This is a genomic window from Streptomyces sp. NBC_01092 (assembly GCF_045039535.1).
Lineage (GTDB): Bacteria > Actinomycetota > Actinomycetes > Streptomycetales > Streptomycetaceae > Streptomyces.
Genome location: NZ_CP108659.1, coordinates 9477525 through 9501046, shown reverse-complemented (window position 1 = coordinate 9501046; position 23522 = coordinate 9477525). Strand labels below are relative to the sequence as shown.

Below are 23522 nucleotides of genomic sequence, written 5' to 3'. Positions count from 1 at the left end.
CGGGGCGCTCGCTATCGTCCTGGCATGGGATCCGTACGGGCCGTTCTCATCGACATCGACGGAGTCCTCACCGTCTCGTGGCAGCCGCTGCCCGGGACGGTCGAGGCGTTGCGGGAGATCCGCGCGGCCGGGCTGCGTGTCGCGCTGGTCACCAACACGACCTCGCGGACACGGGCGTCGATCGCGCACACGCTTGCGGACGCCGGGTTCCCGGTGTCCGCCGACGACATCCTGACGGCGCCCGCCGTCACCGCCGCCCATCTCGCCGAGCACTTCCCGGGTGCGCGCTGTGTGCTGCTGAACAGCGGGGACATCGCACAGGACCTGGGTGGAGTCACCCTCATCGGCGAGGACGAGGGAGGGGAGAGCACGCCGGACGTCGTGGTCGTCGGCGGTGCCGGGCCCGAGTTCGGGTACGCGGCGCTCGACCGGGCCTTCGGGTATCTCCAGCGCGGGGCGTGGCTGGTGGCCATGCACCGGAATCTGTACTGGCGTACGGACCAGGGGCTGCGGCTCGACACCGGCGCTTTCCTGGCCGGTCTCGAGAAGGCAGCGCGGGTCGAGGCGGAGATCACGGGGAAGCCGTCGGCCGCGTTCTTCGCGGCGGCGCTGGCGCATGTCGGGGTCGGTGCGGACGAGGCGGTGATGGTGGGGGACGACATCGAGTCCGATGTGCTGGCCGCGCAGCGGGCCGGTGTCACGGGTGTGCTGGTGCGGACCGGGAAGTATCTGCCGCAGACGCATCGGGACGCGAGCGGTAGGCCGGACCATGTGATCGACTCGTTCGCCGATCTGCCCGCCCTGCTGACGGATCTGCGGGGCTCAGCGCAGCAGCAGCTGTAGGCCGCCCACGACCGTCGCCGCGATCACGAGCTGCTCGAACAGCCGCTGGTTGATGCGGTCCACGGCCCATTTGCCGAGCACCGCGCCGGGCACGACGAAGATCACCAGCGCGGCGTCGAGCAGCAGCGAGGAGCCGTCGATCAGGCCGAGTCCGGCGCTGAAGGGCACCTTGGAGACGTTGACGATCAGGAAGAAGAAGGCGGACGTTCCCAGGAAGCCGAGCTTGCGGAAGCCGGCCGACAACAAGTACATCGACATCACGGGGCCGCCCGCGTTGGCGACCATCGTGGTGAAGCCGCCGAGGACGCCGTACGAGCGGGCCTTGACCCGGCCGGCCCGGGTGGTGACCGAGTCCGGCTCGGCCTCCTTGTCCGCCGTACGGCGGCGCCAGACCGTCACGCCCGCCATCAGCAGCAGGATCGCGCCGATCGACGTACGGACGATCTCGTCGTCCGCCCACACCAGGAACAGCGTGCCGAAGACCACGCCGGCGGCGACCGCGGGGAACAGCCGCCACAGGGTGGGCCAGTGGGCGTGCCGCCGGTAGGTGAGCACGGCGAGCACGTCGCCGGCGATCAGGATCGGCAGCAGGATGCCGGTGGAGGCGCGGGCAGGCAGTACGGCGGCGAAGACCGCCAGGCTGATCGTGTTGGCCCCGCTCACGGCGGTCTTCGAGAAGCCGACGAGCAGGGCCGCGAAAGCGAGCGCGGCGAACTCCCAGCCTGTTATGTGCCAAAGCGTCATCGTGTCCATGCGGAGACCGATGGTATGTGCATTCAACAGGTACGGGTAAGGACCGTCTCGCCAGTCGGGAGATTGCTAGTGCCGCTCCACCAGCACCGCGCTGCCCTGCCCCACGCCCACGCACATGGTGGCCAGCCCCCGCTCCGCCCCCGTCCGCCGCATCCGGTGCAGCAGCGTCGTGAGGATCCGTGCGCCCGAGCAGCCCAGCGGATGGCCCAGCGCGATGGCGCCGCCACTGGCGTTCACCAGGTCGGGGTCGATCCCGAGCTGGTCCACGCACGCGAGCGCCTGGGCGGCGAACGCCTCGTTGAACTCGGCCTCCTGGACGTCGGCGACCGTCCAGTCGGCGCGGGCCAGGGCCTTGCGGGTGGCGGGGACCGGGCCGATGCCCATCACGTCGGGGTGCACGCCCGCGGAGGCGCCCGCGACGTAGCGGCCGAGGGACTCCAGGCCCAGTTCGTTCAGGGCCTCCTCGCTGACCAGGAGCAGGCCGGCGGCGCCGTCGTTCATCGGAGAGGCGTTACCCGCGGTGACCGTGCCGCCCTCCCGGAAGACGGCCTTCAGCCGGGACAGCTTCTCGTACGAGGTGTCCTCGCGGATGCACTCGTCGCTGTCGACCAGCACGCCGTCGGGGCGCGTCACCGGCAGGAGTTCGTCGTCGAAGTGGCCGTTCTTGCGGGCCTCGGCGGCCCGTTGGTGGCTGCGCAGCGCGAACTCGTCCTGTCGCTCGCGCGGGACGCCGTAGCGCCCGGCGACCTCCTCGGCCGTCTCGCCCATGGACAGCAGGCCGTGGAGCTCCTTCATCGCCGGGTTGACCAGGCGCCAGCCCAGCCGGGTGTCGTAGGTCTCGATGCCGTGGGGCAGGGCCTCGTCGGGGCGGGGCAGGACGAAGGGGGCGCGGCTCATGGACTCGGAGCCGCCGGCGAGCACGATGTCGGCCTCGCCGGCCGCGATGGTGCGGGCGGCCGTCGTCACCGCCTCCAGGCCGGAGGCGCACAGGCGGTTGACCGTGGCGCCCGGCACGGACTCCGGGAGGCCGGCGAGCAGCGCGGCCATCCGCGCGACGTTGCGGTTGTCCTCGCCGGCCTGGTTGGCTGCGCCCCAGTAGACGTCGTCGATGCGCGCCGGATCGAGTGCGGGGACGTCGGCGACGAGGCCCCTGATCACGGTCGCGGCGAGATCGTCGGGCCGTACGGACGACAGTGCTCCGCGCAGTTTGCCGATGGGGGTGCGGCGGGCGGCAGCGAAGTGGACGGGACGCACGACAGGACTCCTGACCGGGCAGTATGGATCGGCACCCTGTTAATTAGCACCGCTAGTTTTTGACTATAGACCGACCTGGCGCACCCTGGGAAGATCCCCGGGAAGCTTCAGCGACGGAGCCGGAAGCAGCCGAACGCAGCCGGAGGAGCAATGGCCGACACTCGCGAGCATGCCCTCGACGGAAGCCGTGGATCGATCGCCGTACGCGAATGGCCGAATCCTCGGCCTCGTCACGTCGCGCTCGTGCTCCACGGCTACGGCGAGCACATGGGCCGATACGCCGAGGTGGCGGACGTGCTGGTCAGGCATGGCGCGGCCGTGTTCGGGCCGGATCACGTCGGTCACGGGAGGTCGGCGGGCGAGCGCGTGGTGATCGAGGACTTCGAAGACGTGGTCGCCGATGTGCACGCCGTCGCCACTCTGGCCCGGGCCGCGCATCCGGATGTGCCGGTCGTCCTGGTCGGGCACTCGATGGGCGGACTCGTGGCGGCACGGTACGCGCAGCTGCACGGCGACGAGCTGGCCGCCCTGGTGCTGTCCGGGCCCGTGATCGGCGACTGGGAGCTGCCCCGGCGGCTGCTCGCCCACGCCGAGATCCCCGACACCCCCATCAGCCCGGCCGCCCTCTCGCGCGATCCGGAGGTGGGCGTCGCGTACACGAAGGATCCGCTGGTCTGGCACGGGCCGATGAAGCGGCCGACGGTGGAGGCGTTCGTGCGGATGCTGGACACCGTGTCCAAGAGCGGTGGCATCGGGCGGCTGCCGCTGCTGTGGCTGCACGGCGACGACGACCGGCTCGTCCCGCTCGCCGGGAGCCGCGTCGGGATCGAGGAGCTGCGCGGGAACGACGCGACCGAGCGTGTCTACGCCGGGGCCCGGCACGAGGTGTTCCACGAGACGAACAAGGAGCAGGTCTTCGCGGACCTCATCCACTTCCTGGACGGTGTGTTCGCACGCTGAGACACGTCGCGTTTGCACTCGTTCGGGCCTGGGCACCCGCGCCGGCATGGAGTGGTCGCAGTGGACCCCAGTGGTCGGACGCCGCACGCTCCATGTCGGCCTGGATCAAGCCAGAAGGAGGAGCCCGGAATGCCTGTGGTCAACAGCACGCTGCCCGAACCGGCTCGCCGAGTCGCCGGGGACGCCCTGCAGAGCACGCTCGTCGATCTTCTCGGAATCTCGCTGATCGGGAAGCAGGCGCACTGGAACATCGTGGGCCCGCGCTTCCGGTCGATCCATCTCCAGCTCGACGAGGTGGTCTCGACGGCACGCACGTACGCGGACACGGTCGCCGAACGCTCCGCGGCGCTCGGCCTGCCGCCCGACGGCCGGCCGGAGACGATCGCCGCGGCCTACACGCTGCCCGGCCCGAAGGAAGGCTGGGTGCGCGACACGGAGGTCGTCCAGATGGTCGTGGACACCCTGGCGGGAGCCATCGAACGACTGCGCGCCCGCATCACCGCCACCGCCGAGCCGGACCCGGTGACCCAGGACCTGCTGATCGGCATCACGAGCGAGCTGGAGAAGCAGCGGTGGATGTTCGACGCCGAGAACTGGCCGCGCGCCGAGTGACACCACGCGCCGCACACGACTGCCTTACCCGAAAGACAAGGGGCACACCGTGACCGACGCCCTCGAACTCGACGCACTGTGGGCGGACTTCCACCGCGTGGTGAACATGACCTCGCAGGAGCTGGCCGGCTGGCTGCGGGTCAGGGACGCGCAGGAGGAGAGCGAGCCGCTGCCGGACCGGGCCGGCCCGCCGACCGGGCAGCACGTCCTCGCGATCCTCCAGAAGCGTCGCACGGACCTCACGGACGACGACATCCAGGTGATGTACGACGTCGTGGACACCGTCACCGAGGAAGCGGACCTAGAGAACGAACCCGAGCCGGAGCAGACGCGCCGGCGGCATCAGCTGATGACGATCGGCCACGATCCGCTGAGGCCATGAGCGACGACCGGCGCGTCGCAGAGCCGGTCTAGGAGCCATCCAACTCGACGCGAGGTGGCCGAAGACAGCCTCCGTCCGGCCTCATGATCGTGACAGACTGCTCGGACACACCGTCGTCGAACACAGGAGTGTCGCGTGACCGGGTCCGAGCCGGCCATATCGAGGATCGACACGAGCAGGCCGCATCCGGCCCGGGTCTATGACTGGTTCCTCGGCGGCAAGGACAACTACCCCGTCGACGAGGAACTCGGCCGGCGGATCACCGCGATGCAGGGCGACGCTCCACGGCACGCCCGCGCCAACCGCCGCTTCATGGAACGGGCCACGCGGGCGATCGTCCAGGAAACGGGGATCAGCCAGTTCCTGGACATCGGCTCCGGCATCCCGACCGAGCCCAACCTGCACCAGATCGCCCAGTCCGTCGTCCCGCACGCCCGGGTGGTGTACGTCGACAACGACCCGATCGTCCTCGCGCACGCGGACGCCCTGCTCCGCGGCACCCCGGAGGGTGTGACCGAGTATGCGCAGGCCGACGCGCGGGAACCGGAGCGGATCCTCGAACAGGCCGCCTCCGCCCTCGACTTCGACCGGCCGGTCGCCCTGTCGCTGGTCGCGCTGCTGCACTTCATCGCGGACGACGACGGCGCCCACGAGCTCGTGGACACGTTGGTCGGCGCGCTGGCGCCGGGCAGCTGTCTGGTGCTGTCGGCGATGACGGCGGACTACGAGCCGGAGAACGTCCGTCGGGGTATCGCGGCCTACCAGGCGAGCGGGGTGACGCTCGTGGCCCGCTCGCACGCCGAGATGGGCCGCCTCTTCAAGGGACTTGAACTGCTGGAGCCGGGCATCGTCTCCCTGTCGGACTGGCGGCCCGGCGAGGGCGAGGACGGGGAGCGCGGCGAGCCCGTGTCCCTGTACGGAGCGGTCGGCCTCAAGCGCTGACCCGCCGCGCCGGCGGCCACCCTTTCAGCCCAGCAACCACCCTCCGTCCACGGCGAGTTCGACGGCGTTGACCGACCGGTTGCGGAGCAGGAAGTCCACCGCGTCCACGACGTCCGCCATCGTGGCGAGCCGTCCGCCGGGCGTCCTGGCGCGCACCCCCGCCAGCACCTCCTCGGGTTTGCCCGCCCAGTACGGGCTGTCCCCGACAACCCCGGGATGCACGGCGTTGACCCGCACCGGCGCCAGCTCCACGGCGAGGGTGTTCACCAGACCGCGCACGCCCGCGTTGACGGTCGCCACCGTCGTCGCCCCCGCATAGGGCCGCTCCTTGGCCTGACCGCCGAACAGCACGATGGCGCCGTCCTCGTGCAGCCGTGGGCCGAGGGCGTGCACGACCTCGGTGTAGCCGACGAGTTTGAGCGTGACGAGACGCAGCGCCGCCTCGATGTCGTAGTCGGCGACCCGGTTCTCGTCCCGCGAGACGCCCGCGATCACCAGATGGTCCACGCGCCCGACCCCGGCCAGCGCGGCGGCGATCTCCCGCGGCCGGGAGAGGTCGAGGGCCAGGCCCTGGCCAGCCCCGATCTCCTTGGCCACCGTGCCGGCACGGTGGGCGTCCCGGCCGGTGACGACCACCTCGTCGCCCCGCCCCGCGCGCAAGCGGGCGAACGCGCTGCCGATCCCGGACGTACCGCCCACGACAAGGACACTGCTCATCAGCCCAGGGCCTCCCTCAGATACTCCCAGTCCCGCGTGAACCGGTACGAGTGCCGCGACGGCGGCTGCGGTGCCTGTGTCTCCAGCCAACGCAGCGGCCCCTGACCCGCATTGGAGAACCCGTGCACACAACCGGCGCCCGCCCACGCCACGTCACCCGGGCCCAGCCGGTACCGCTCGCCGTCGAAGGTGGCGTCCACGACCCCCTCCAGGAACAGGTACGTCTCCTCGAAGGGATGGTCGTGCGGGCCGGCCACCCCGTCCGGCGCGTACTGCACCATGAACATCGTCGAGGCGACCGCGCCGAGATCGCTGTCGACCATCATCTTCACCGTGATCCCGCTGTACACGAGCAGCGCGGTCCGCATGCTCGCCGACACCGCGAGCAGGTCCTGGGACTGTTTGCCGGGGTCCATCTGCGCGGGCTCGAAGTGGCCGAGGGACCGGGTGCGCGGGTCGCGGACGTCGATGCGGACGGGGTCGCGCTCCGGCAGCGCGGGGACGGTCTGGGTGTCGTGGCCGTAGCGGGCCCGCGGCACCGGGGCGAGCATGTCGGCCCAGCGCCCGCCGGTGTCCCCGGCGCCGCGCCAGGCGTGCGGGACGCCGGTCGGGAGGAGGCCGTAGTCGCCCTCTTCGAGGAGGTACGAGCCCTCGGGCACGTCGAGGACCACGGCCCCGTCGAGCACGTGGAAGCTCTCCTCGTAGGAGTGCATATGGGCGGCGACCCGGCCGTCGGGCCGTATCTCGCACAGGCCGAAGCCGGTGTGCACGCTGCCGTCCTCCTCGCCCACCAACTCCCGCCGCCGGTACCCGAGTTCGCTGTACGGCGGCTCCTGAAGGTCCGCGGCGCGGCGCACCAGGTGTCGGGTCATGCCGCGCTCTTCGCCTCCTTCGCGGCCAAGAGCCGGTCGCGGGACTCCTGGACCAGCCGCCGGGCCCGGTCGACGTCGGCGACGAGCCGGCCGTCGCGCTTGTGGACCACTCCGTCGACGATGACCGTGTCGACGTTGGAGACGTCCGCCGACAGGGTCACCGCGGCGGCCGCGTCGTGCACCGGGGCGACGTTCAGGGCGGTGGCGTCGATGGCGACGACGTCGGCACGCTTGCCGGGGGTGAGTGAGCCGGTGCGGTGTTCGAGGCCGGCGACGTGGGCGCCGTTGCGTGTGGCCATCTCCAGCAACTGACGTGCCGTCAACATGCTGTCGGGGACCGGCATGTTGGCCTTCCAGCAGTCGGCGTTGACGCGGGCGCGCTCGGCGCCGAAGGCCGCGCGGATCTGGGTGAACATGTCGCCGGGCACGGTGGTGACGACGTCGATGCTCAGGGAGGGCCGCAGCCCGTACTCGACGGCCTTCATCACGGGCGGCCAGCCGTGCCCCATCTGCACCTCGACCTGCGGCGCGATCGAGACCGTACCGCCGCTGTCGGCGACCATCTGCCACTCGTCCTCGTGGAGGTAGCAGCAGTGGATGTAGGTGGTGTCGGGACCGAGGAGCCCCAGGTCGCTCAGTTGCCTGACCATCCCGAAGCGGCCCGCGAGGCGGCCCATCGCCACATGCACCGTGATCGGGATGTTCAGCTCGCGGGCGAGCGCCCACTCGGCGTTGACGACGTCGTTGACGCAGAAGCCGGGGCCGCGGGTGGCGAGCGCCATGGTGAGCAGGCCGTCGTCGGAGGCGAAGTACTTCCCGCGGATCCGCCGGACGTCATCGCCGGGTATCGCGATCTTGCTCTCGAACCAGTAGTCGGCCATTGAGGTGTTGGCACTGCCATACGCGTACTGGGCGCGGATCCCGGTCTCCTTGAGGGCCTGGATTGCGGCGTCCGGGTGGGCGGGCGTGTTGTTGATGTGGGACCAGTCGACGAGCGTGGTGATGCCGGCGTTCAGACACTCCAGCGAGCCCGCGAGGTTGGCCGCGTACACGTCCTCGGGGGTGTACAGCGGGGCGAAGGTGTCGAGGATGTCGACGAAGTAGTCGTCCAGGGTGGCGTCCGGGGCGACATTGCGGATGGACGCCTCCCAGGTGTGGCGGTGGGTGTCCACGAAGCCGGGGATCACGATCCGGCCGGCCATGTCGAGCACTTCCGCGTCGGCGCTGATGTCCCGCTGCACCGCCACGATCTGTCCGTCCTCGACGAGGACGTCCCCCTCGGGCAGGTCCCCGATTCCGGGATCCATCGGCAGTACGTGACCGCCTCGCAGGAGTATCCGATTGCTCATCGCCCTTCCTCCCATGGGATGTTCAGTAGGCGGCGAGGTTGCGTACGGCCGCCACGACCTTGTCTACGGTGGGGATCACCCGCTCCTCCAGCGCGTCGGCGAACGGCAGCGGGACGCACTCCCCCGCCACCCGTCTGACCGGCGCGTCCAGCAGAGCGAACCCCTCGTCCGCGACGACCGAGACGAGGGTCGCGCCCCAGCCGCCCTGGTACGGGTTCTCCTCGACGGTGACGAGCCGCGAGGTCCGCCCGAGCGAGGCCAGCACGGTGCTCATGTCCAGGGGCACCAGGCAGCGCAGGTCGACGACCTCGGCCTCGATGCCCTCGCCGGACAGCAATTCGGCGGCCTTCAGCGCGAGCGGCACCATCGAGGCGAGGGCGACGAGGGTGACATCGGCGCCTTCACGGACGACGGCGGCGCGGCCCAGCTCGACGAGGTGGTCCGGCGGCGCGGGTGCGCCCTTGGACGCGAGGAGTCCCTTGTGTTCGAAGAAGACGACCGGGTCGTCGCTGCGGATCGCCGCCGCCATCATGCCGATCACGTCGGCGGGGGTCGCCGGTGCGGCGATCTTCAGTCCGGGCACGGTGAGCGCCCAGTTCTCGGTGGCCTGGGAGTGCTGGGCGCCGAAGCCGAGCCCGCCGCCGTTGGCGGTGCGCACGACCAGCGGAACGGTGACCTGACCGCCCGTCATGTACCGGACCTTGGGGATCTCGTTGGCGAGGTAGTCCCAGCAGCAGGCCAGGAAGTCGGAGAACATGATCTCGGCGACCGGCCGCATCCCGGTCATCGCGGCGCCCATGGCGGCCCCCACGATGGCCTGCTCGGAGATGGGCGTGTCCCACACCCGCTCCGGCCCGAACTCCTTGAACAGCCCGACGGTCGTCTTGAACACGCCACCGGCCTCGCCGATGTCCTCGCCCAGACAGACGACGGACGCATCGCGCCGCATCTCCCGCGCGATGCCCTCGGCGACCGCCTCCCGGTAGCTGATCACGTCCGCCACGCCGCACCTCCGTCGGCCCATACGTCGGTCAGCGCCTGGTCCGGATCGGGCGGCGGGGCAGCCTTGGCGGCCTCAACTGCCTTCCGCACCAGGGTCATTGCGCGCTCGTCCGCCGCGCCGACGACCGCCTCGGGCACCCCCATCCTGACCAGCCGCCCGCGCGCCAGGTCCAGCGGGTCGTGCTTGAGCCAGCGTTCGACCTCCTCGGCGGGACGGTAGGTGCCCGGGTCGGCGCGGCTGTGCCCGAAGTGCCGGTAGGTCTGCGCCTCCAGCAGTGCGGGCCCGTCTCCCGCCCGGGCCCGCGCCGCGAGGCGGGTCACCGCCTCCTGAACGGCGATCACGTCATTGCCGTCCACGACCTCGCCGGGGATGCCGTAGGCGGGCGCCCGGTCGGCGGCCGGCCGGGCCACCGCCGTGACGTCGGCGATCGGCGTGTACTCCATGTACAGGTTGTTCTCGCAGACGAACAGCACCGGCAGCTTCCATACGGCGGCCAGGTTGAGCGCCTCGTGGAAGGCGCCGATGTTGGTCGCGCCGTCGCCGAAGAAGGCCACCGCGATCTGGTCGGTACCCCGCAGCCGGGCCGACCAGGCGGCGCCGGCCGCCATCGGGAGGTGGGCGCCGACGATGGCGTAGGAGCCGAGCATGCCGGTGGACGCCTTCGTCAGATGCATGGAGCCGCCCTTGGCCTTGCACAGGCCCGTTGCCCGGCTCATGAGTTCGGCGAGGCACTCCTCGGGGGTGGCGCCCCGGGCCATCGCGTGATGGTGGCCGCGGTAGGTGGCGAAGACGTAGTCGTCGGGGCGCAGGGCGGCGCTCGCACCGACGGCGATGGCCTCGTGTCCGGCGGCGAGGTGGGTGGTGCCCTTGACCAGGCCCTGGAGGAACAGGTCGTGGGCGGCCTTCTCCGTACGGCGGATGACGGCCATCTGCTCGTAGGCGGCGAGGAGTTCGGCCGGTTCCATCAGCGCGTCCCGTTGCCGTGGGGGGTGTTGAGGTGGGACTGCGCCTCGCGCCGGGTGTTGAGCTCGCCGCCCACCGTCCAGTACTTGCGGCCCGCGACCAGCAGGTCCTCCGCCGGGAACTTGGTGATGACCTCGCAGCCGTCGGCGGTGACGACCACTTCCTCCTCGATGCGGGCGGCGGACCAGCCGTCGGCGGCCGGCCAGTAGGTCTCCAGGGCGAACACCATGCCCTCTTCGAGGACTTCCGGGTGGTCGAGGGAGACCAGTCGGCTGAAGATCGGCTTCTCCCAGATCGACAGGCCGACGCCATGGCCGTACTGCAACGCGAACGCGGCCGTCTCGTCGGCGAAGCCGAACTCCTCGGCGCGCGGCCAGACCTGCACGATGTCGGCGGTGGTGGCGCCGGGCCGGACGAGGGCGATGGCCCGGTCCATGTACTCACGGCAGCGGACGTACGCGTCGCGCTGGGCGCCGGAGGCGCTGCCGACGGCGAAGGTGCGGTAGTAGCAGGTGCGGTAGCCGAGGTGGCTGTGCAGGATGTCGAAGAAGGCGGGGTCACCGGGCCGGATCAGGCGGTCGCTGTAGACGTGCGGGTGGGGTGAACAGCGCTCGCCGGAGATCGCGTTGACGCCCTCGACGTACTCGCTGCCGAGGTCGTACAGCACCTTGCTGACCACGCCGACGCACTCGTTCTCGCGCACACCGGGGCGCAGATAGCCGTACAGCTCCTCGTACGCGGCATCCACCATCGCGCAGGCCTGGGTGAGCAGGGAGATCTCGTCCGGGGTCTTGATGCGGCGGGCCTCCAGGAAGACCTGCTGTCCGTCGACGACGTCGATGCCCTCGGCGCGCAGGGCGGTGAGGACCGGCATCTCGGCGACGTCGATGCCGAGCGGTTCGCCGGCCAGGCCGTGTTCGCGCAGCTCGGTGGCGATCTTCCGGGCGACGTCCTCGGCTATCCCGGCGTCCGGGTGGAAGGCGCCACGGAGGGTGGAGATGCCTGCGCGGGCGCCGGTGGGCGGGCCGTCCTTGCCATCGCTGTAGTCGAGCCACGGGTTGTAGAGCTGGTGGTGGCGGGCGGCGGAGCCGAAGTCCCAGACGATGGGTTCGCCGCCGCGCACCAGCAGGGCGAAGCGGATCAGCTTGTCCATCGCCCAGGTGCCGATGTGCGTGGCGGTCATGTAGCGGATGTTGGCGAAGTCGAAGCTGAGCACCGCGCCCAGCTCGGAGCGGTTCAGGCTCTCGCCCAGGCGGGCCAGCCGCTGTCTGCGCAGCCGGTCGAGATCGACGCGCTCTTCCCAGTCGACGGCATTGGGTCCGAATGTGCGGATCGCCATGGCGACCACCCCCACTTCGGAGTGAACGACCGTCCAGGACGGGTGTCAAGTGTCACTGAACAATGTCGGTGGACACGAACCAGGTACCGATGGCCGGTACCTCTCCATCGTTGCGGTAGCGGTGCGGGGTCGTCGACTCGAAGCAGACGGCGTCGCCCGGGCGCAGCGTGTACTCGTCGAAACCGAGGGTGAGGATCAGTTCGCCCGAGGTCAGATACCCGTACTCGGTGCCGGCGTGGCGCATGAGGCCGCCCGAGCTGGAGGAGGCTCCGCCGGGCCGGTAGGTCACCTGAAGGAAGTCGACGTGGGTGCCGGGAACGTGCCCGAGGCGCTCCCACACCACGCCGGAGTCCAGCTCCAGCACCTCCCGGTCGTCCGGCGTGACCAGCGGGCCGATGCGGCGGCCGGGGTCGGCGGCGAAGGCGGCGAGGGCGTGCAGGACGGTGCCGGGGGCTGCCGCCACGGGGGACGCCATCACGGACTCTCCCGCGTCGAAGAGCGCCTCGATGGAGATGCCGAGGGCGGTCGTGATGGCGTAGAGGGTGCTGACCGAGGGCTGGCTCTTGCCGTTCTCGATCTGCGAGACGAGGCTCGCCGACACGCCGATCTCCCGGGCGAGCGCCCGCAGGCTCGTCCCGCGTGCGAGGCGCGCCTGCCGGATGCGGGTGCCTACCGGCGGGATGGCGGCGGGGGGCATGGGGCGGCTCCTCTCGGCGTACCGGGGACGGACACCGTTCGCTCTCATTGAACAGCGCAGGGCGCCCGAAGGGTATCGGTACCGGAAACCGATGGCGTCAGGCCTTCCCCTCCGGGAACACCGCCCGCACCTCCCAGCCCGCGCCGGCCCGAGGCCCGGCGCGCAGTTCGCCGCCGAGTGCGGTGACCCGCTCCGTCAGGCCGACGAGGCCGAAGCCGCCGCCGTGGGCCGCCGCCGGGAGCTGGGTGCCGCCCCGGCCGTCGTCCGCGACCGACACCTCCAGCCGGCCGGCGTCGCCGCGCAGGCGGACCTCTATGTGCGTGGCGTCGGCCGCGTGCCGGCGGATGTTGGTGAGCGCCTCCTGCACGACCCGGAAGGCAGCGGCCTGCACCTCGTGGGGCAGGACGTCGGACACGGCGGGATCGCGGCGCAGGGTGATCCGCTGGACCGGGCTCGCGAAGCCGTCCGTCAGATCGGCGAGGCCCGCCAGGTCGCCGACCGGGCGGCGGTCGGTCGCCTCGTCCCCGGCGTCGCGCAGCACTCCGACCGTGCGGCGCATCGAGGCGAGGGCCTCGGTGGCGGCGCGTTCGATACCGGCCAGCACCGGGTCGAGCTCCTGCGGCCGGGTCTGCGCCATCATGCGGGCCACCTGCGTCTGCACGAGGATCCCGGTGACATGGTGGGCGACGAAGTCGTGCAGGTCGGCGGCGATGGCGAGGCGTTCGGAGCGCCGGGTCTCGCTGACGGCGAGCGTCCGCCGGTAGTCCATGGTGCGCAGATACACGGCGAGCCCGGCGACGCCGCCGATCAGGACCAGGCCGGCCACCACCAGGCCCAGCACGGCGGCGTCCCACGGCCCGAGGTTGCGAATCGACACCAGCAGCAGCGCGCCCGCGTCGAGGGCGCCGCAGCCCCAGGCCCAGCGCGGCGGGCAGTGCCGTACCGCGAGGAACAGCAGGCACAGCAGGATCAGGACCTCGGCGGGGCCGAAGACGTTCGCCTTCTGGGTCGCCAGCGAGCCCAGTGAGTACAGGGCCGAGACGAGGGCCGGGACCGCGGTGCGCACCTGGGGTGTGAGCCATGCGGGCCGCCGCCCCTGCGGCCACAACACCGCGGCCAGGCCCACCAGCAGCACGGCCAGGGTCGGCCAGACGGGGCTCGCCGTCGGCAGGACGCTCGTGCCGTCGGAACCCGCGTAGAGCACGTCGACGACACACGCGGCGATCAGGACGCCGACGGCGAAACCCCGGGCACAGCCACGGGGGGAAACGGACCTCATGGCGATCACGGTAGGCGAGCGCCCGCACGGCCGGATCGGCCGATCGGCCGAGGGCTCGCGGCCGGCGCCGGCCTTTTGGCCGAGGCGCGCGGGCGCGTGGGCGCGTGGGCGCGTGTCGACCGGTGCGCTGGACGGGACCGGGACGACATCCCTGGGCGCCGACCGCGCCCCGACCGCCCATAGCCCGTATCCATTCAGGCATTCAGGCATGCTCGAGCCATGACCACCCCATCCCCGTCCGGGGCGCCCATCCGCGTCCTCATCGCCGACGACCAGGAGATGGTCCGCACGGGCTTCCGCTTCTTCCTCGACGCCCAGCCCGACATCACCGTGGTCGCCGAGGCCGCCGACGGTGAGGCGGCGGTGGCGCTGGCCCGGCGGGAGCGCCCGGACGTGTGCCTGCTGGACATCCGGATGCCGAAGCTGGACGGCCTGGCGGCGACGCGGCTGCTGGCGGGGCCGGACGTGGCCGACCCGATGCGGGTGGTCGTGGTGACGACCTTCGACCTGGACGAGTACGTGTACGGGGCCCTGCGCGACGGCGCGTGCGGGTTCCTGCTCAAGGACTCGGGGCCCACCCTGCTCGCGGAGGCGGTCCGGGCCGCCGCGGCCGGCGACTCGCTGGTCTCGCCGTCGGTGACGGTCCGTCTGCTCAAGCACCTCACCGCCCCGCAGACCAGCGCCGCCGCCCCGGCGAGGCCCGCCGCGCCCGCGGAGCCTCTCACCGACCGCGAACTCGACGTCGTCCGCCTGGTCGCCCTCGGCCGTACGAACGCCGAGATCGCCGCCAAGCTGTACGTCTCCCTGTCCACGGTCAAGACGCACCTGTCCAGCGTCCAGTTGAGGCTCTCCGCCCGCAATCGCGTCGAGATCGCGGCCTGGGCCTGGCAGCACGGGTACGGGCAGCCCGGCGGGTGACTCGACGGTCCCTCCCGTGGCGCTCACTCGAACGGTCCGGCGCCGCTGGTGGGCCGTCAGAACCGGTGGTGCGCTGGGGACACCCGTCACGTCCACAGGAGGCACCCCAGATGATCCGTCGCCCGTCCCGTCCTGTCCGTGTACTCTCCTCGGCCCTGGCGGTCGGGGCGTTGCTGACCACCGCGGCCTGCTCGGACGACAGCGGCGAGGACGTCTCCCAGGCCGGTGCGGTCGCCCGGCAGACGTCCACTGCCTCCCCGACCACCACCCTCACCGAGGACGGTGCCCGCACCGCGCTGATCACCGCGGCGGACATCGAGGACGACTGGACGCAGGTGAAGGACTCGGAGGTCGCCGGCTGGCACGACAGCCTGCTCATCGGCCAGGCCGACGTCGACGACTTCCTCACCGGGAAGACGGACGCCGCCGACTGCCAGCGGCTCCTCGACGGCCTGTACACCGACGAGTTGCTGGGCAAGCCGTCCGGCGCGTCGGCGCTGCGCGGCTTCCAGCAGGGCGACTCGCGTCTGCTGTACCAGGTGGCCGCCTATGAGCGGACCGACCCGCAGGAGGCGCTGGCCTGGCTGAAGACCCTGCCGCAGGAGTGCGACGAGTTCACCGTCACCGGCAACGGCGGCGGGGACCGCACGGTCCAGGTCATCGAGACGACGCTGCCCAAGGAGGGCGACGACCGCGTCGGCCTGCGCGTCACCATCAAGGGCACCGCGGACGGCGAGCCGACCACGCTCACCGAGGACGTCGCCGCCGTACGGGTCGGCACCGACGCGATCACCGTCACGGCGGGCGGCCTCGACGGGGGCCAGCAGGACTCCGTCAACCTCGCCGTGAAGCTCGGCACCCAGCGCCTGAACGACGTCCTGGCCGGAAAGTCGCCCGCGCCGACCCCCAGCGAGTTCGACTACTAGCCCGGCCCGCCCGAGGCTCTCTCCCCGCACGCACGCCAACGGCCGTGCCTGCTCTGCCGATTCCCGGGACAGCGTGATCAACGGAGCGGCACAATGGCGACGATGACCGGTTTCGGTCGTTCGTGCGAGGAGAGGACGAGTCGTGAGTGATGGCCACACCCCGTCGGGCGGGTCGGCGAGGCTGAACACCGGTGTGGCGCACAACGCGCGCGTGTGGAACTACTGGATCGGCGGCAAGGACAACTACGAGGTCGACCAGCAGGTCGGCGAGCAGGTCGCCGGGATGTTCCCGATCATCCGTGACATCGCCCGCGCGGACCGCGACTTCCTCGGCCGCGCCGTGCGCTTCGTGGCCGAGGAGCGGGGCATACGGCAGTTCCTGGACATCGGCACGGGGCTGCCGACGGCGGACAACACCCACGAGATCGCCCAGCGCGTCGCGCCCGACTCGCGGATCGTGTACGTCGACAACGACCCGATCGTTCTCGTGCACGCCCGCACGCTGCTGACCGGCACCCACGAGGGCGTCACCGCCTACATCGACGCCGATGTGCACGACCCCGACGCCATCGTCGAACGGGCCGCGCAGACCCTGGACTTCGGCAAGCCGGTCGCGGTGATGATGCTCGGCATCCTCAACTTCGTCCTGGACTACGACAAGGCCCGCGAGATCGTGCGGCGCGTCCTGGCCGCCGTCCCCTCCGGCAGCCTCCTGGTCCTGACCCACCCGACCTTCGACTCCGAACTCGGCGGGGAGGGCCAGATCCCGGCGATGAAGTTCTGGAACGAGAACGCCACGCCGCCGATCACCGCCCGCAGCGGCGCGGACATCGCCGCCTTCTTCGAGGGCCTGGAGCTGCTGGAGCCGGGCCTGGTGTCCTGCTCGCAGTGGCGCGCCCCCGACTCTCCCGCCGCGGTGCCGCAGTACGGCGCGGTGGCCGTGAAACCCTGACGCCGACAGGGACCGCACGAAGCGAAACGAACCGGCATGATCCGGCCCCGTTCGCCGAGGAGACCGTATGACCACCCTTGCCGACCCCGCTCCGGGCGGGCGTCCCGGTGACGTCGAGCGGGCCACCGCGCTGAGCGGCGAGCTGGCCGGGCGGGGTGTGCACGGGATCGTCCTGGCCTACGTCGACACGGCGGGCATCGCCCGGGTGAAGACCATCCCGACGGCGAAGCTGGCCTCGGCGGCGGCCTGGGGCGTCGGGATGTCGCCGGTGTTCGACACGTTCCTGGCGAACGACTCCATCGTCACGACCGACGTCCTCGGCTCCCCTGACGGCGATCTGCGCCTGTACCCCGACCTGGACCAACTGGTGGAGCTCGCCGGGCAGCCCGGCTGGGCGTGGGCGCCGGTCGACCGGATCACCCAGGAGGGCGAGCGGCATCCCGGCTGCGGCCGTTCCTTCCTGCGTCGCACGGTCCGCGAGGCGGCCGAGCGCGACGGCCTCACCTTCAAGGCGGCCATCGAGATCGAGTGGGCCTTCGGACGGCCGCCCGGTGCCGACGGCGCGTTCGTGCCGGCGGTCACGGGTCCGGCGTACGGCGCCACCCGCCAGGTCGAGTTGAGCGACTGCGCCGCCGATCTGCTCGCGGCGCTCGCGCGGCAGGGCGTGGAGGTCGACCAGTTCCATCCCGAGTACGCGGCCGGGCAGTTCGAGCTGTCGGTGGCGGCGCTGGACCCGGTGGCCGCGGCCGACCGCAGCGTGCTGGTGCGGCAGACGATCCGGGCGGTGGCGCAGCGCCACGGCCTCGCGGTGTCGTTCGCCCCGGCGGTCCTCGGGCAGGGCGTCGGCAACGGCGGCCATGTCCACCTCTCCGCCTGGCGCGACGGGGTCAACCTGCACGCGGGCGGTGACCGTCGGCACGGCATGCGGCCCGAGGCCGAGTCCTTCACGGCCGGCGTCCTCGCCCATCTCCCCGCCCTGACAGCGGTGACCGCGCCGAGCCCGGCCAGCTATCTGCGGCTCAAACCCTCGCAGTGGGCCGGGGTGTTCACGGCATGGGGCCGGGAGACACGGGAGGCGGGCCTGCGCGTGGTCACCGGCACGGCGGGCCACCGCGACCAGGCGGCCAACCTGGAGGTGAAGCCGGTGGACCTGGCCGCCAACCCGTATCTCGCCCTGGGCTGCCTGATCGCCGCCGGTCTGGACGGACTGGCGTCGGGCGCGCGGCTCCCCGAGGAGATCACCGGCGACCCGGCACAGCTCGGCGCGGAGGAGGCCGCCGCGCGCGGGGTGCGCAGGCTGCCGGCCTCGCTGGCCGAGGCCGTCGAGGAGTTCCGCGCCGGCGCGCTGCTGCGGGCCGCGCTGGGCCCGTTGCTCGCCGACGCCGTGATCGCCGTACGACAGGGCGAGATCGAAGCGGTCGCCGGGTTCGACGAGGACCAGGTGGCCGCGGCGTACCGGTGGAAGTACTGACATGAGCGCCACAGGGCCGGTCCACGAGGCGCTCGCGGCGCTGCCGCTGGTGGACCATCACTGCCACGGGATCGTCACCGCCGACCTGGACGGCGCCGGCTTCGAGTCCCTGCTCACCGAGGGTGAGCCCTGGCCCGGCATCTCCACCTTCGACACCCCGCTCGGCCTCGCCGTACGCCGCCACTGCGCACCCCTGCTGGACCTGCCGCGCCACGCCCCGGCCGACGCCTATCTGGCCCGGCGTGCGGAGCTGGGTGCGGGCGAGGTGAACCGACGGTTCCTGACCGCCGCCGCAACCGAGGTGTTCTGCGTCGACACGGGATACACGCCCCACCCGATCACCACACCCGAGGAGCTGGCGCAGAGCGCCGGCGCTGCCGCGTACGAGGTCGTACGGCTGGAGTCGGTGGCCGAGGCGGTCGCGGCCGCCGGAGTCGAACCGGACGCGTACCCCGGCGCGTTCCGCACGGCCGCCGAGGAGGCCGTACGGCGTCCGGGCGTGGTGGCCGTGAAGTCGGTGGCCGCCTACCGCACCGGCTTCGACCTGGACCCGGCGCGCCCCTCGGACGCGCTCGTCGCCGCGGCGGCCCGCCAGTGGCTGGCGGACGGCGGACGGCTGGCCGACCCGGTCCTGGTACGGCATCTGCTGTGGACCGCGGTCGACCTGGGGCTCCCGCTCCAGTTGCACACCGGTTTCGGCGACAACGACATCCGCCTGCACCGGGTGGACCCCACCCACCTCACGGACTGGCTGCATCTGACGAAGGGCACGATCCCGGTCCTGCTGCTGCACTGCTGGCCGTACCAGCGCCAGGCCGCCTATCTGGCGGCGGTCTTCGAGCAGGTGTACCTGGACGTGGGCCTCACCCTGCACCATGTCGGCCCGGCCCGCTCCCGGGCGATCCTGGCCGAAGCCCTGGAGATCACCCCGTTCCGCAAACTGCTGTACAGCTCCGACGCCTATGGTCTGGCCGAGTCGTACCGGCTCGGCGCACTGGCGTTCCGTCGCGGCCTGGGCGAACTGCTCCAGGAACGGGTGGACGCCGACGAGCTGAGCCTGCCGGACGCGCTGCGCATCGCGGCGTGGACGGCCGGCGACAACGCCCGCCGCCTCTACGGACTTCCCTGAACCCGTCCCCCGTCCCCCGTCCCCCTCGCGACCGAGCGTTCGCAATTCCCGGAAAGTATGATCAAGCAATGTCTGACATGACCGAAACCACGCCCGGCTGGCTGAGCAGCGACGAGCTGGAGCATGCACGCGCCAACATGCCCATCCTGTACGTCGAGGCCGTGCCCGTGCGCGTCGACGACAGCGGTGAGGTCACCAGCATCGGCCTCCTGCTGCGCATCGGACCGGACGGTACGGTCAGCCGGACCCTGGTCTCCGGCCGCGTGCTGCACCACGAGCGCGTCCGTGACGCCCTCCTGCGCCACCTGGAGAAGGACCTCGGCCCGGTGGCGCTCCCCCGGGTGCCGACGTCCCTGCAGCCGTTCACGGTCGCGGAGTACTTCCCGACGCACGGCGTCACGCCGTACCACGACCCGCGTCAGCACGCGGTCTCCCTCGCCTACGTCGTCCCGGTCACCGGCGACTGCCGGCCCCGCCAGGACGCCCTCGACCTGGTCTGGTTCAGTCCGCAGGAGGCCCTGTCGCCGGCGGTGCAGAGCGAGATGCCGGGCGGGCACGGGGTGCTGCTGAAGCAGGCGCTGGCGCACGTGGGCTGCGTGATCTGACCGCCCGACTCGCCTCGGCGCGCGACGTCGGAAACGACGAAGGCAAGGAGCTCATCGACTCCTTGCCACTCTCAACTTATAGCGCACCGGGGGGCTTGCGGCAAGGCCCCCCTCGTGCAGCACAATCGCCCACCGAAGCCAGGACCTGCGGAAACGGGGATTGTGATGATCGACGTGATCGTTGTCGGCGGTGGACCGACCGGTCTGATGCTGGCATGCGAGCTGCGGCTGCACGACGTGCACGTGGTCGTGCTGGAGAAGCTGACCGAGCCGACCCCGCAGTCCCGCGGTCAGGGCCTGCACGCGCGCGGCGTCGAGATGATGGACCAGCGCGGCCTGCTGGACCGGTTTGCCGCGGTCAGTAAGAAGTTCCAGGTCGGTGGGCTCTTCGGTGGCATCATGAAGCCGTGGCCGGACCGGTTGGACACGGCCCACCCGTACGGCCTCGCGCATCCGCAGCCGGTCACGGAGCGGCTGCTGGGCGAGCGTGCCCTCGAACTCGGCGCCGAGATCCGGCGCGGCTGCGAGGTGGCCGGGCTGAGCCAGGACGAGGACGGGGTGAGCGTCGAGCTGGCGGACGGCACACGGCTTCGCTCCCGCTACCTCGCCGGCTGTGACGGCGGCCGCAGCCTGGTGCGCAAGCAGCTCGGTGTGGCCTTCACCGGCGAGGCCGCGACGGTCGAGACGCTGCTGGGCCAGATGGAGCTGACGGAGGATCCGGAGACGATCGCCGCCGTAACGGCCGAAGTCCACAGGACCCAGCTACGGTTCGGCGCCGCCGCCGATGCGAACGGGGTGTACCGCGTCGTGGTGCCCGCCGACGGTGTGGCCGAGGACCGTGCGAGCGAGCCGACCCTTGAGGAGTTCAAGCGGCAGATGCGGGCCACCTCGGGCACCGACTTCGGTGCGCACTCGCCGCGCTGGCTCTCCCGGTTCGGCGACGCCACCCGGCAGGCCGAGCAGTACCGGGTCGGCCGGGTGCTGCTGGCCGGCGACGCGGCGCACATCCACCCGCCGACCGGCGGGCAGGGGCTCAACCTCGGTGTCCAGGACGCCTTCAACCTCGGCTGGAAGCTGGCCGCGGCGGTCCGGGGCTGGGCACCGGAGGGCCTGCTGGACACGTATCACACCGAACGGCACCCGGTGGGCGCCGCCGTCCTGAACAACACGCGGGCGCAGATCACCCTGCTGGGCGCAGAACCGGGCCCGACCGCGCTGCGGGAGCTGTTCTCGAAGCTGATGGACTTCGAAGAGGTGAACCGGTACATCACCGGGATGATCACCGCGGTCGACGTCCGCTACGACTTCGGCGAGGGCCACGACCTGCTCGGCCGGCGCATGCGGGACGTGCCCCTGAAGCGGGGCCGCCTCTACGAGTTGATGCACGACGGCCGCGGACTGCTGCTCGATGGGACCGGCCGCCTTTCGGTGGAGGGCTGGGCGGACCGGGTCGACCATGTCGTCGACGTCAGCGAGGACCTGGACGTGCCCGCGGTGCTGCTGCGGCCGGACGGCCATGTGGCGTGGGTCGGTGAGGACCAGGAGGAGTTCCTCGAACAGCTGCGCCGGTGGTTCGGGTACGCCGACTGAGCCCGCGACACCCGGCGGGGCGTCACTCCCCCGCGTCGGCCGGTGCCTTCGAGGTGCCGGCCGGCCTGCCGTACAGCAGCCGCGTCCCGATGGCCAGCAGCCACCAGTACTTGGCGAGGTCCGGCGAGTAGAAGGCCACCGGGATCGAGCTGGCGAAGACGAGGACCAGCAGGACGCCGTGGCGGATCTCCCCCTTCAGTGCCGTGCGAGAGGTGTGCGGCGCCGCCGAGGAGGGGTTCACGAGCAGGCGCACGTACATGCCGCACATCAGGGCCACGGCCAGGGCGATCGCCGCCGCATAGCAGGCGGTCGCCGTGGTCGTCTCGCCGTACTCGCTGATCAGCCGGGTCGGGAAGGGCAGCGCGGCGACCAGCGCCAGGAGCGTGAAGTAGAGGAAGAGCAGCCAGCGGTCGAGCGTCGCGATCAGGCGGAACAGGCCGTGCTGGACCAGCCAGAGCGTGCCGATGACGGCGAAGCTGAGCAGATAGGCGCCGATGGTGGGCACGGCATCCGCCACGGCCCCGGCGACCTCGGTCTCGGGCAGGCCGTCCGGGACGGTGATGTCGAGCGCGAGCAGTGTCATCGCGATGGAGAACACGGCGTCACCGAGGGCGAGGAGGCGTTCGGGACCCACGGCCACGTGACGGCGGCGCAGGCCGGTGGGGCGGTTCGTCATATCGGTGCCACCAGGCGGATCGTCGACGGACTGGTACGGCGGCGGGGCCGGGAAGGCAAGAAGTACCACGTGCCGCGGCGGGACTCCGGGAGGCGACTCGGCCCGTTCCGAGCGGGGCCGCAACTGATTGTTGCCAATGCTTACTTCACGTCTTGACGAAAGTGGTCCATACCTTTAGGTTCACGGGTCAACCAGACCACCACGTGACGCACTCACCGTTCAGAAGGTGAACGCGGCCCCGGTTGCTCACCCCCCACGAAGGGCTTCCGCGCACATGCCCAAAACTCTCCCCGCGGCCATATCCCTCGCCACGCTCTCCCTCACCACCGGCCTGCTCTCCACTCCCCCCGCACAGGCCGCACCCGACGACCCGGCCGCCCTCGCCGCACCGATGGCGGTGGCGCCCTACCTCTACAACGGCTGGGGCAGCCCGCCGAACCCCACCACGATCAGCAACGCCACCGGCGTCAAGTACTTCACGCTCGCCTTCGTCCTCAGCAACGGCTACTGCAACCCGCAGTGGGACGGCGGCCGGGCGCTGACCGGCGGTGTCGACCAGCAGACGATCAACACCGTGCGGGGAGGCGGCGGTGACGTCGTCCCGTCGTTCGGCGGGTGGAGCGGCAACAAGCTGGAGAGCTCCTGCTCCAGTGCCGGCGAACTGGCCGCCGCCTACCAGAAGGTCATCAGCGCCTTCGGCCTCAAGGCCATCGACATCGACCTCGAAGCCGACGCCTACGACAGCCCGACCGTGCAGCAGCGCACGGTCGACGCCCTGAAGAAGGTCAAGGCCGACAACCCCGGTCTGAAGGTGTACGTCACCATCGGCACCGGGCAGAACGGGCCCGACACCAGCCTGATCAACCGGGCCGCGGGCGCCGGTCTGACCGTGGACGCCTGGACGATCATGCCGTTCAACTTCGGCGGCAACGGACAGAACATGGGCGACCTGTCCGTGCGGGCCGCAGAAGGGCTCAAGAACTCGCTGAAGTCGGCGTACGGCTACAGCGATGACCAGGCCTACCGGTCCATGGGCATCTCGTCGATGAACGGGATCACCGACCAGAACGAGACCGTGACGGTCAATGACTTCCGGACGATGCTCGCCTACGCCCAGCAACACCACCTGGCGCGGCTGACCTTCTGGTCCGTCAACCGCGACCGCCCCTGCACCGGCGGCCCCGCCGACAGCTGTTCCGGCGTGAACCAGTCCGACTGGGACTTCACGCGCGTGTTCGCCGGATACACCGGCTGATCCAGCCACCTCAACCGTCGACCGACTCTCCCCCG

23 protein-coding genes and 1 pseudogene are annotated in these 23522 nt (G+C 71.4%); 13 read left to right on the top strand and 11 right to left on the bottom strand.

The genetic code is table 11. From position 1 onward, the window contains the following. Positions 1-24 precede the first annotated feature (24 nt). Positions 25-843, top strand: coding sequence for an HAD-IIA family hydrolase (locus OG254_RS42955; protein WP_405593120.1), 819 nt, complete (start codon positions 25-27; stop codon positions 841-843). Here the strand turns inward: OG254_RS42955 and OG254_RS42950 are convergent. Together OG254_RS42950 and OG254_RS42945 are read right to left on the bottom strand one after the other, a co-directional pair. Continuing rightward, positions 823-1596 (bottom strand): sulfite exporter TauE/SafE family protein, encoded by a 774-nt coding sequence (locus OG254_RS42950; RefSeq protein WP_351201208.1) that lies wholly within the window; start codon positions 1594-1596, stop codon positions 823-825. The genes OG254_RS42955 and OG254_RS42950 overlap by 21 nt on opposite strands. A 66-nt stretch (positions 1597-1662) precedes the next feature. Beyond that, positions 1663-2850, bottom strand: a complete 1188-nt coding sequence (locus tag OG254_RS42945) for a thiolase family protein (RefSeq protein ID WP_405593118.1) — start codon at positions 2848-2850, stop codon at positions 1663-1665. 150 nt (positions 2851-3000) lie between these two features. On the opposite strand from OG254_RS42945, the gene OG254_RS42940 reads away from it, so the two are divergent. The 4 genes from OG254_RS42940 (at position 3001) to OG254_RS42925 (ending at position 5746) form a co-directional block, all read left to right on the top strand. Then, positions 3001-3810 carry an alpha/beta hydrolase gene (locus OG254_RS42940; protein ID WP_405593116.1) on the top strand — a complete coding sequence of 270 codons (810 nt, stop codon included), beginning with the start codon at positions 3001-3003 and terminating at the stop codon, positions 3808-3810. A gap of 129 nt (positions 3811-3939) precedes the next feature. Next, the gene (locus OG254_RS42935) at positions 3940-4422 is read left to right on the top strand and encodes a Dps family protein (RefSeq protein WP_405593114.1); all 483 of its coding nucleotides are present in this window, start codon (positions 3940-3942) and stop codon (positions 4420-4422) included. Between the two features lie 49 nt (positions 4423-4471). Next, entirely contained in the window at positions 4472-4804 is a 333-nt protein-coding gene (locus OG254_RS42930; RefSeq protein WP_405593112.1) for a DUF3140 domain-containing protein, read from the top strand. 135 nt (positions 4805-4939) lie between these two features. Then, complete coding sequence (locus OG254_RS42925; RefSeq protein WP_405593110.1) at positions 4940-5746, top strand: SAM-dependent methyltransferase; 807 nt, start codon at positions 4940-4942, stop codon at positions 5744-5746. A 24-nt stretch (positions 5747-5770) separates the two neighbouring features. Here the strand turns inward: OG254_RS42925 and OG254_RS42920 are convergent, their stop codons facing one another. The 8 genes from OG254_RS42920 to OG254_RS42885 all read right to left on the bottom strand — a co-directional run bounded on the left by OG254_RS42920 (position 5771) and on the right by OG254_RS42885 (position 13965). Beyond that, on the bottom strand, positions 5771-6463 hold the full coding sequence (locus tag OG254_RS42920) for an SDR family oxidoreductase (RefSeq protein WP_405593108.1): 693 nt from the start codon (positions 6461-6463) through the stop codon (positions 5771-5773). Beyond that, positions 6463-7335, bottom strand: coding sequence for a cupin domain-containing protein (locus OG254_RS42915; protein ID WP_405593106.1), 873 nt, complete (start codon positions 7333-7335; stop codon positions 6463-6465). The genes OG254_RS42920 and OG254_RS42915 overlap by 1 nt, the downstream gene beginning before the upstream one ends. Further along, a complete protein-coding gene (locus OG254_RS42910) occupies positions 7332-8684 on the bottom strand; it encodes an amidohydrolase family protein (RefSeq protein ID WP_405593104.1) in 1353 nt (450 codons plus the stop codon). The genes OG254_RS42915 and OG254_RS42910 overlap by 4 nt, the downstream gene beginning before the upstream one ends. Positions 8685-8706: 22 nt before the next feature. Beyond that, positions 8707-9687, bottom strand: coding sequence for an alpha-ketoacid dehydrogenase subunit beta (locus OG254_RS42905; protein WP_405593102.1), 981 nt, complete (start codon positions 9685-9687; stop codon positions 8707-8709). Continuing rightward, positions 9675-10652: a thiamine pyrophosphate-dependent dehydrogenase E1 component subunit alpha gene (locus OG254_RS42900; protein WP_405593100.1), complete on the bottom strand. Its 978-nt coding sequence runs from the start codon at positions 10650-10652 to the stop codon at positions 9675-9677. The genes OG254_RS42905 and OG254_RS42900 overlap by 13 nt, the downstream gene beginning before the upstream one ends. Next, positions 10652-11989: a M24 family metallopeptidase gene (locus tag OG254_RS42895; RefSeq protein ID WP_405593098.1), complete on the bottom strand. Its 1338-nt coding sequence runs from the start codon at positions 11987-11989 to the stop codon at positions 10652-10654. The genes OG254_RS42900 and OG254_RS42895 overlap by 1 nt, the downstream gene beginning before the upstream one ends. A gap of 52 nt (positions 11990-12041) precedes the next feature. After that, entirely contained in the window at positions 12042-12686 is a 645-nt protein-coding gene (locus OG254_RS42890; RefSeq protein ID WP_405593096.1) for a helix-turn-helix domain-containing protein, read from the bottom strand. A 97-nt stretch (positions 12687-12783) separates the two neighbouring features. Then, a complete protein-coding gene (locus tag OG254_RS42885; protein ID WP_405593094.1) occupies positions 12784-13965 on the bottom strand; it encodes a sensor histidine kinase in 1182 nt (393 codons plus the stop codon). A 219-nt stretch (positions 13966-14184) separates the two neighbouring features. Between OG254_RS42885 and OG254_RS42880 the strand changes: the two genes are divergently transcribed. The 7 genes from OG254_RS42880 (at position 14185) to rox (ending at position 21556) form a co-directional block, all read left to right on the top strand. After that, positions 14185-14883 carry a response regulator gene (locus tag OG254_RS42880; protein ID WP_405593092.1) on the top strand — a complete coding sequence of 233 codons (699 nt, stop codon included), beginning with the start codon at positions 14185-14187 and terminating at the stop codon, positions 14881-14883. 110 nt (positions 14884-14993) lie between these two features. Then, positions 14994-15809: a hypothetical protein gene (locus OG254_RS42875; RefSeq protein ID WP_405593090.1), complete on the top strand. Its 816-nt coding sequence runs from the start codon at positions 14994-14996 to the stop codon at positions 15807-15809. Between the two features lie 142 nt (positions 15810-15951). Next, positions 15952-16761 carry an SAM-dependent methyltransferase gene (locus tag OG254_RS42870; RefSeq protein ID WP_351201239.1) on the top strand — a complete coding sequence of 270 codons (810 nt, stop codon included), beginning with the start codon at positions 15952-15954 and terminating at the stop codon, positions 16759-16761. Between the two features lie 67 nt (positions 16762-16828). Then, on the top strand, positions 16829-18232 hold the full coding sequence (locus OG254_RS42865) for a glutamine synthetase (protein ID WP_405593088.1): 1404 nt from the start codon (positions 16829-16831) through the stop codon (positions 18230-18232). Between the two features lies 1 nt (position 18233). Continuing rightward, complete coding sequence (locus OG254_RS42860; RefSeq protein WP_405593086.1) at positions 18234-19361, top strand: amidohydrolase family protein; 1128 nt, start codon at positions 18234-18236, stop codon at positions 19359-19361. A 77-nt stretch (positions 19362-19438) separates the two neighbouring features. Further along, the gene (locus OG254_RS42855; protein WP_187284255.1) at positions 19439-19966 is read left to right on the top strand and encodes an NUDIX hydrolase family protein; all 528 of its coding nucleotides are present in this window, start codon (positions 19439-19441) and stop codon (positions 19964-19966) included. A 165-nt stretch (positions 19967-20131) separates the two neighbouring features. After that, positions 20132-21556: a rifampin monooxygenase gene (rox, locus tag OG254_RS42850; protein ID WP_405593084.1), complete on the top strand. Its 1425-nt coding sequence runs from the start codon at positions 20132-20134 to the stop codon at positions 21554-21556. A 22-nt stretch (positions 21557-21578) separates the two neighbouring features. On the opposite strand, the gene OG254_RS42845 is transcribed toward rox, so the two are convergent. Continuing rightward, positions 21579-22232 carry a TMEM175 family protein gene (locus tag OG254_RS42845; RefSeq protein WP_405593082.1) on the bottom strand — a complete coding sequence of 218 codons (654 nt, stop codon included), beginning with the start codon at positions 22230-22232 and terminating at the stop codon, positions 21579-21581. Between the two features lie 385 nt (positions 22233-22617). Here OG254_RS42845 and OG254_RS42840 point away from each other — a divergent pair. Then, positions 22618-23487, top strand: a pseudogene (locus OG254_RS42840) (chitinase); the annotation flags it as partial. Positions 23488-23522 lie beyond the last annotated feature (35 nt).

What these genes read in the sequence shown, in the direction of transcription:
- OG254_RS42865 (WP_405593088.1), top strand. Translation starts at nt 16,829, where the DNA reads ATGACCACCCTTGCCGACCCCGCTCCGGGCGGGCGTCCCGGTGACGTC.
- OG254_RS42920 (WP_405593108.1), bottom strand. Translation starts at nt 6,463, where the DNA reads ATGAGCAGTGTCCTTGTCGTGGGCGGTACGTCCGGGATCGGCAGCGCG.
- OG254_RS42955 (WP_405593120.1), top strand. Translation starts at nt 25, where the DNA reads ATGGGATCCGTACGGGCCGTTCTCATCGACATCGACGGAGTCCTCACC.
- OG254_RS42875 (WP_405593090.1), top strand. Translation starts at nt 14,994, where the DNA reads ATGATCCGTCGCCCGTCCCGTCCTGTCCGTGTACTCTCCTCGGCCCTG.
- OG254_RS42895 (WP_405593098.1), bottom strand. Translation starts at nt 11,989, where the DNA reads ATGGCGATCCGCACATTCGGACCCAATGCCGTCGACTGGGAAGAGCGC.
- OG254_RS42910 (WP_405593104.1), bottom strand. Translation starts at nt 8,684, where the DNA reads ATGAGCAATCGGATACTCCTGCGAGGCGGTCACGTACTGCCGATGGAT.
- OG254_RS42860 (WP_405593086.1), top strand. Translation starts at nt 18,234, where the DNA reads ATGAGCGCCACAGGGCCGGTCCACGAGGCGCTCGCGGCGCTGCCGCTG.
- OG254_RS42855 (WP_187284255.1), top strand. Translation starts at nt 19,439, where the DNA reads ATGACCGAAACCACGCCCGGCTGGCTGAGCAGCGACGAGCTGGAGCAT.
- OG254_RS42880 (WP_405593092.1), top strand. Translation starts at nt 14,185, where the DNA reads ATGACCACCCCATCCCCGTCCGGGGCGCCCATCCGCGTCCTCATCGCC.
- OG254_RS42845 (WP_405593082.1), bottom strand. Translation starts at nt 22,232, where the DNA reads ATGACGAACCGCCCCACCGGCCTGCGCCGCCGTCACGTGGCCGTGGGT.
- OG254_RS42915 (WP_405593106.1), bottom strand. Translation starts at nt 7,335, where the DNA reads ATGACCCGACACCTGGTGCGCCGCGCCGCGGACCTTCAGGAGCCGCCG.
- OG254_RS42950 (WP_351201208.1), bottom strand. Translation starts at nt 1,596, where the DNA reads ATGGACACGATGACGCTTTGGCACATAACAGGCTGGGAGTTCGCCGCG.
- rox (WP_405593084.1), top strand. Translation starts at nt 20,132, where the DNA reads ATGATCGACGTGATCGTTGTCGGCGGTGGACCGACCGGTCTGATGCTG.
- OG254_RS42935 (WP_405593114.1), top strand. Translation starts at nt 3,940, where the DNA reads ATGCCTGTGGTCAACAGCACGCTGCCCGAACCGGCTCGCCGAGTCGCC.
- OG254_RS42940 (WP_405593116.1), top strand. Translation starts at nt 3,001, where the DNA reads ATGGCCGACACTCGCGAGCATGCCCTCGACGGAAGCCGTGGATCGATC.
- OG254_RS42900 (WP_405593100.1), bottom strand. Translation starts at nt 10,652, where the DNA reads ATGGAACCGGCCGAACTCCTCGCCGCCTACGAGCAGATGGCCGTCATC.
- OG254_RS42885 (WP_405593094.1), bottom strand. Translation starts at nt 13,965, where the DNA reads ATGAGGTCCGTTTCCCCCCGTGGCTGTGCCCGGGGTTTCGCCGTCGGC.
- OG254_RS42890 (WP_405593096.1), bottom strand. Translation starts at nt 12,686, where the DNA reads ATGCCCCCCGCCGCCATCCCGCCGGTAGGCACCCGCATCCGGCAGGCG.